The organism is Pseudoalteromonas sp. APC 3691 (assembly GCF_030408135.1).
GTDB lineage: Bacteria > Pseudomonadota > Gammaproteobacteria > Enterobacterales > Alteromonadaceae > Pseudoalteromonas.
Genome location: NZ_JASDCB010000107.1, coordinates 1 through 6,540, shown reverse-complemented (window position 1 = coordinate 6,540; position 6,540 = coordinate 1). Strand labels below are relative to the sequence as shown.

4 protein-coding genes and 3 pseudogenes are annotated in these 6,540 nt (G+C 37.8%); 6 read left to right on the top strand and 1 reads right to left on the bottom strand.

Annotated features, from left to right (window positions below; all coding sequences use genetic code 11):
* From QL998_RS19925 to QL998_RS19900, 6 genes and pseudogenes are all read left to right on the top strand, one after another.
* Nucleotides 1-97, top strand: a pseudogene (locus QL998_RS19925) (IS5/IS1182 family transposase); the annotation flags it as partial.
* 260 nt (nt 98-357) lie between these two features.
* The gene (locus QL998_RS19920) at nt 358-2,025 is read left to right on the top strand and encodes a methyl-accepting chemotaxis protein (protein WP_290193344.1); all 1,668 of its coding nucleotides are present in this window, start codon (nt 358-360) and stop codon (nt 2,023-2,025) included.
* A 121-nt stretch (nt 2,026-2,146) separates the two neighbouring features.
* Nucleotides 2,147-2,680 carry a MarR family transcriptional regulator gene (locus tag QL998_RS19915; protein WP_231611873.1) on the top strand — a complete coding sequence of 178 codons (534 nt, stop codon included), beginning with the start codon at nt 2,147-2,149 and terminating at the stop codon, nt 2,678-2,680.
* Nucleotides 2,681-2,905: 225 nt separating this feature from the next.
* Nucleotides 2,906-3,547, top strand: a complete 642-nt coding sequence (locus QL998_RS19910; RefSeq protein ID WP_290193343.1) for an RIO1 family regulatory kinase/ATPase — start codon at nt 2,906-2,908, stop codon at nt 3,545-3,547.
* Nucleotides 3,548-3,861: 314 nt separating this feature from the next.
* Nucleotides 3,862-5,214: a magnesium transporter gene (locus tag QL998_RS19905; protein WP_002958930.1), complete on the top strand. Its 1,353-nt coding sequence runs from the start codon at nt 3,862-3,864 to the stop codon at nt 5,212-5,214.
* Between the two features lie 55 nt (nt 5,215-5,269).
* Nucleotides 5,270-6,330, top strand: a pseudogene (locus tag QL998_RS19900) (CNNM domain-containing protein).
* A gap of 16 nt (nt 6,331-6,346) precedes the next feature.
* Here QL998_RS19900 and QL998_RS19895 read toward each other — a convergent pair.
* A pseudogene (locus QL998_RS19895) lies at nt 6,347-6,540 on the bottom strand (IS4 family transposase); the annotation flags it as partial.

Here is a 6,540-nt window from a genome sequence, read left to right as displayed (position 1 = left end):
AGGGATAGCCACGCGGTATGAAAAGCTTGAACGAAATTATCATTCAATGCTCGCTTTAGCATTTACTATGATGTGGCTACCAATGTGGGCTGATTGATATATGTACTACAAAGATCAACAGCCCCTAATGAAAGAGTGGCAAATTATATATTAATTAATACGAAGGTCTCAGTGTTTTTAGTGTCCAAATACCTTCCTTGTGACTATAATATCTGCTAATTGAGCATGGTATGAGTTTACTCCCACCAATTTGTTTTTATTTACTATGCTTTTAAACCCATTAAAACAATGTAAACAACCGTAATTTAATTTTTGGCTATTGTCGCTATATATGCATTTATATACCCCGGAGAAATAATGAGTAATTTAAGCTTGAAAAACAAACTGTTGTTATTAGCTATATTGCCCTTAATGCTACTTTTGATCAGCTTAATGCTGAGCTCTTATTATTTAGAGAATAAAAATCAGCAACAAAATTTTGAAGCATTTCAAACTAAACTAATAAGTGACAAACAAACGTTGCTAAGCACCGAGGTGGAAATTGCCAGTAAAATTGTGCGCTATCAAATAGCAAATGGCTCTGAGCAAGATGCTAAAAACGCTTTAAGAGATTTAACATTTGGTCAAGGTGGTTACTTTTTTATATACGACACAAATGGCGTTAGTGTTTTTCATGCATTATTAGGTGATGCTATTGAAGGGCAAAACAAAATAGGGATGACTGACCCTAACGGTAAAAAAATAATAGTGGGCTTATTAGATCAAGCTAGAAAAGGCGGTGGCGCTTTTAACTATCATTTTCAAAAACCAAATACCACAGGCTTAGTTGAAAAAATGGGCTATGCAGCAATGATCCCAGGTACAAACTGGATGATTGGTACTGGCGCATATATGGATGATATAGACGCAGAACTACTTAAATATCAAACAGCAATGCAAGAGCACATGAATGATAAGGTAGTGACCTTATTTCTAATTGCTTTATTTTGGGTTGTTTTAACTATTATATGTGCGTTAGTTGCCGCAAATACAATGGTAAAACCAATACAGCGCATGGCGCAAAGCCTTGACGACATTGCTAAAGGTGAGGGCGATTTAACCAAACGTTTAGATATTGATACTAACGATGAAATAGGCCAACTTGGCGAAGCATTTAATATGTTTGTAAGTAAGCTACATGGCATTATTGCCAATGTGGTTGATGTAACACACGATGTAAAAACAGCCTCTAGTGATATAAATACACAAACACGATTAATTGAAGACAAGCTACTTAATCACAATCATGAAACAGACCTTGTTGCGACGGCTATTACCGAAATGTCGGCTACTTCTCATGAGGTGGCTCAAAATACAAACCAAGTGGCAGAGTCAACTCAAGCGGCAACGCAAGAAGTTGCTAAAGCTCAAGAGTGTGTTGATATTTCACTCTGTGAGGTTTCAAACTTAATGGGCGAAATTAACCTAGCTGCTGAACAGGTTGATTCACTCAGTGATCAATCTAAAAAGATTAATAGCGTACTAAGTGTAATTGGTGGAATTGCTGAGCAAACAAACTTACTTGCACTCAATGCTGCGATAGAAGCTGCGCGAGCAGGTGAGCAAGGCAGAGGGTTTGCAGTTGTTGCTGATGAAGTAAGAAGCCTAGCAAGTCGTACTCAAGTTAGCACATTAGAGATTAGTGAAATGTTGAGTGAGCTACATAATTTAGTATCAGATGCAGTTGCAGCAATGCAAGCAAGCCAAAGTAGTTGTAATCGCTCTGTTGAGTCGTCTCGTGCTATTTCAGAAAGTTTAGGCGCGGTAACAAGCTCAGTTAGATCAATTAACGACATGAGTACGCAAATTGCAACGGCAGCCCTGGAGCAAAGTAGTGTTACAGAAGAAATAAATCGTAATGTATTTGCCATTCAAGAAATAGTTAATGAGTTAACTATTTCAAGTAAAACCACGTCTACTGTTGGTCAGCATTTAGCGGCGCGTGGTGAAAACTTGGGCCAGCTTGTTGGCCAGTTTAAAATTTAGCAAAATTTTAAACTATATAAAATAAAGCCGCTGATTGCGGCTTTATTTTTGTGGCTTAGTTTTAGCTGCTTAGTTTTTATAAAAATTATTGAATTTTTTGTATGCGTTAAGGTCTATCAGCATGCAAATATACCTATACAGTGGAATAACCATGCAAAACATGCCATCAATTAAACGTTGTACTCGCGAAGAGTTAGCGCCAGAGCAAGACTTGGGGCGTTTAGTGTCTTTTTTACGCTCGAGATTAGCCATTCATGTTGATGCCAAGTTACTTCCTATGGACTTAACTTCAGCGCAATATATTGTGGTAGTACTACTTGCGAGAGAGTCGGTTAATACGCTTGCAGGACTTTGCGAGTATATGGTTTATGATCGTGGCGCTATGAGCCGTTTACTAAACCGACTTGAAGAAAAAGGACTCATTATTAAAACGCAATGTGAGCTTGATAAGCGCTCAACTATTTTGTGTTTAAGTGAAAAAGGTAAAGCTCTTTGTCCTGAAATTATGCCTGTAGTAAACGAAGTCTATGCTCAAGCATTAAATGGTTTTTCAGAGCCAGAAAAAAATCAAATAATAGACTTATTATTTAAAGCTATAAATAATCTAGATACATTACCCGAAATTCCCCCCACAAATAGATTATCAATAAAATAGCGATACTGTTTCAACAGAAAGTTAGCGTGCTAATTAGTTGATCTGATTGTGCGTAGAATCTAACTTTGATAATATAGTTGCCTAGGCAATTAAAGTTATCATCTTGTTAGGTTTGTTATGATTGAAAATAATTTGTTAGTACAATTACAGCAGCAATATCCAGAACATACTTTTATGCAACATCACTTAAGTGTTGTCCATAAGTGACGTTTTGCTAACGCGATTGTGTATCGATATAAAGATAATGAATTTGATTTAATTGTTAAAGATTTTAGCCAAAGCCCGTGGTTTATCCGCAAAACATTTGCACGAATTTCGGTAAATCAAGAGTATAAAGGGTTAAGCCGTTTAGCTGAGCTTGATGCAGTCGCTAACCGCTTTTGTAGATTGTCGCCGATAGCGGTTGCTTATAACTATATTGAAGGCACGCCACTGCGCGCTTTAATTCATGAAGACAAAACATTACCTGTTAACTTTTTTAGTGAACTTGAGCGTCAAGTAGCAAAAATGCATCGCAAAGGCATCGTGCATTTAGACTTACGTAATATGGGTAATATTTTATGCGGCGCAGACGGTAAACCTTATTTTATTGATTTTCAGTCCACTATTAGCTTTTCTCGTTTTCCACGTTGGTTGCAACGCTTTATGCGAGGTTCTGACATGTCAGGCGTATATAAAGCATGGAATAAATTGGGTGAGCAACCTCTGCCACAAAAAAAACAAGACTATTTAGAGCGCTTTAATCACGTGCGTAAACGCTGGATTTTTAAAGGTTACCCAATACAGCGAGGCTATGCGTGGGGCGCTGCACTTATTACTCAATTTGTAGATTCTGACTTAGTACGAAATATTACTGATAGACTTTAATTTAAAGCATAAACCGTAATTTAAAAACACCTAATTCATTGTGTGATTTTGCCCATATTAGCCTAGCTAATATGGGATTTTTTTTATTATAAGTAATCCCTTTGGTTTGCTTACTTGTTGTTTAATCCCTCAAAAACAATTCCTTTTACTGTTTTTTTAATTTTTTAAAATAAATATTAGTACTGCATTTAGTTTGCCCATACAATGCGCAAAAATAGCTTGCGCATGCTTAATAAGTTCACGTTTTTTCTGCAATTTTTTATTGTTCAAGTAGACTATAAATAATGTGCGCTTTTAAATTTTAAGGTTTTAAGATGATTGAGTATCCGGTAGACCAACTTCCACAGCTCATAAATGATTTATTGCAATGCGATACAACAGAACGCAAAAATAAATTATTAGCAGATGCGCAGTTAACGCTTTCAACAGAGCACCTGTCATTACTTTTTGAGGCGATACCAAAAGAACAACGACTTGAAATTTGGCAGTTGCTTGATGAAGACACGCAACACGAAATTTTTGTTAATTTAAGTGAAGATAGTTGTTTGTGGTTGCTGCAAACGCTAGAAGACGCTGAGGCTTTTAAACTTCTTGATGAAGTTAATGTAGAAGAGCTACTGGAACTTGAAGAAGTTATACCAGAGCGATTTGTTGAGTATGCAAAAAAGCAACTCGATGAAGCGCAAACCAAACAATATGATTTAGCGCAGCAATACCCGCCAGAACAATTAGGTCACTGGTTAGGTTTTGACTTTTTAAAAGTATCGGAGAAGCTAACAGCCGGTGGTGCTAAAAAATTGCTACATAAAGGTTTACCGCAATACAGTGAAGTTATTTATTTAGTAAGCCGCAAGGGTAGTTTAATAGGTGAGGTTGCGGTAAATGATTTAATAAAAGCCAGCGACACCGATAACTTAATGACATTGGCAAATCATGACTTTTCATCACTCCATGCTGATGATGATTTATATGAAGCGGCAGAGGTGGTGATCCACAGTGAAAAAATGGCACTGCCAGTGGTTAATGCTGATAATAAATTACTTGGGCGATTAACCATTGCCTCTGCTTATGAATTACGACAAGAAATTGCTGATGAAGCAGCCGCTAAAGCCGGTGGTTTACGTGAAGACGAAGACCTGTTCGCAAGTGTGCGAAAAAGTGCTAAAAACCGTGGCATATGGTTAGGTATTAATTTAGCTACTGCCTTTTTAGCGTCGTGGTTTATCGGTTTATTTGGCGCAACGATAGAACAAGTTGTAGCACTCGCTGTATTAATGCCAGTGGTTGCTTCTATGGGCGGGATCGCAGGTAGTCAAACATTAACCGTTATTGTGCGTGGTTTAGCGCTTGGACAGGTTACAGATTCAAACCGCAATGCGTTACTTAAAAAAGAGCTACGTGTTGGCGCTGTAAATGGCTTGGTATGGGCGTTTGTAATAGGCCTGCTTACCTTCTTATGGTTTAACGATTTAATGCTCAGTATTACGATTACGGTAGCCATATTATTGAATTTAGTCGCTGCGTCACTAGCGGGTGTTGTTATTCCGTCTATTTTAGACAAAATGAAAATTGATCCTGCGTTATCTGGCTCGGTAATTTTAACTACCGTTACCGATATTGTTGGGTTTGTTACCTTTTTAGGTTTAGGCAGTTTATTGCTTTTATAAGCCTTATACCAATTCGCTTAATTAAGTGAATTGGTATTACTAACAGGAAAATACAATGACCTTTGAAGTCATGATTTGGTGTGCAATTGCTTTGTGTATTTCACAATCGGCAATATTTTCGGGCTTAAACTTAGCGTTTTTTCACTAAGTAGGCTTCAGCTTGAAATGGAAAGTACAAAAGGGAACGAGGCGGCCATAAAAGTGATGGCCCTTCGAAACGACTCTAACTTTTTATTATCGACTATTTTGTGGGGCAACGTAGGTATTAACGTACTACTTACACTACTTTCTGATTCGGTATTAATGGGCGCAAGTTCGTTTTTATTCTCAACTATCGCAATTACTATTATTGGTGAAATAACACCGCAGGCTTATTTTTCGCGTAATGCGCTAAAGATGGCGAGCCTACTTTCGCCGTTAATTAAGTTTTATCAGATTCTGTTTTATGTAGTTGCTAAGCCAACGGCTTTAATTCTCGATGCATGGTTAGGTAAAGAGGGGATTACGTACTTTGCTGAAAGTGAGCTCAGAGGTATTATTCGCAAACACATAGAAGCAGAAGAGGCTGATGTTCAGCACGTTGAGGGAATAGGCGCGCTTAGCTTTTTTAGCTTAGATGAAATAAGCGTAACCAAAGAGGGTGAAGTAATTGATCCAGACTCTATTATTGCTTTGCCTACTAAGCTTGATTTACCTATTTTCCCAGACCTTACATTAACAACTGATAATGAGTTTTTACGCAAACTACATAAGTCAGGTTATAACTGGGTGATCATTACCAATGAAGACGGTTGGCCTTTATTAGTGGTAGATGCTGACGGTTTTTTAAGATCAGCGTTATTTGAGCCAGATACGTTTGACCCTTATCATTATTGTCACAGGCCTATAATTGTTGCTGATGAAGCGATGCGTTTGAGTGAAGTAATTTTAAAAATACGAGCTAATCATTCTTTAGATAAATCGTTTGATGGGGCCATTGATCACGATGTGGTATTAGTGTGGAGCGACGTGAAACGCATTATTACCGGCGCTGATATATTTGGTCGGTTGCTCAAAGGTATGAGTGCACCAAAACTCGAACTGCATGAAAATACAGAGAATAAAAAGCCGCTATAAAGCTAACACCATTCAGTTAAGCATGCTTTGACTTAATGGTGTACCGAGTTTTTGAAATTCGAACGGTCCTACTTTTGGGCCGTTTTCTTTTTTCTGGAAGAATATAACGTTTCACTCGTTCTCGCATTGCCCTTAATTTCTTTGGAATTGAACCTGGCGAAGCGATGGCACACCAGAGTATCTCATCCTGTATATCCCGCAAAGCCATGA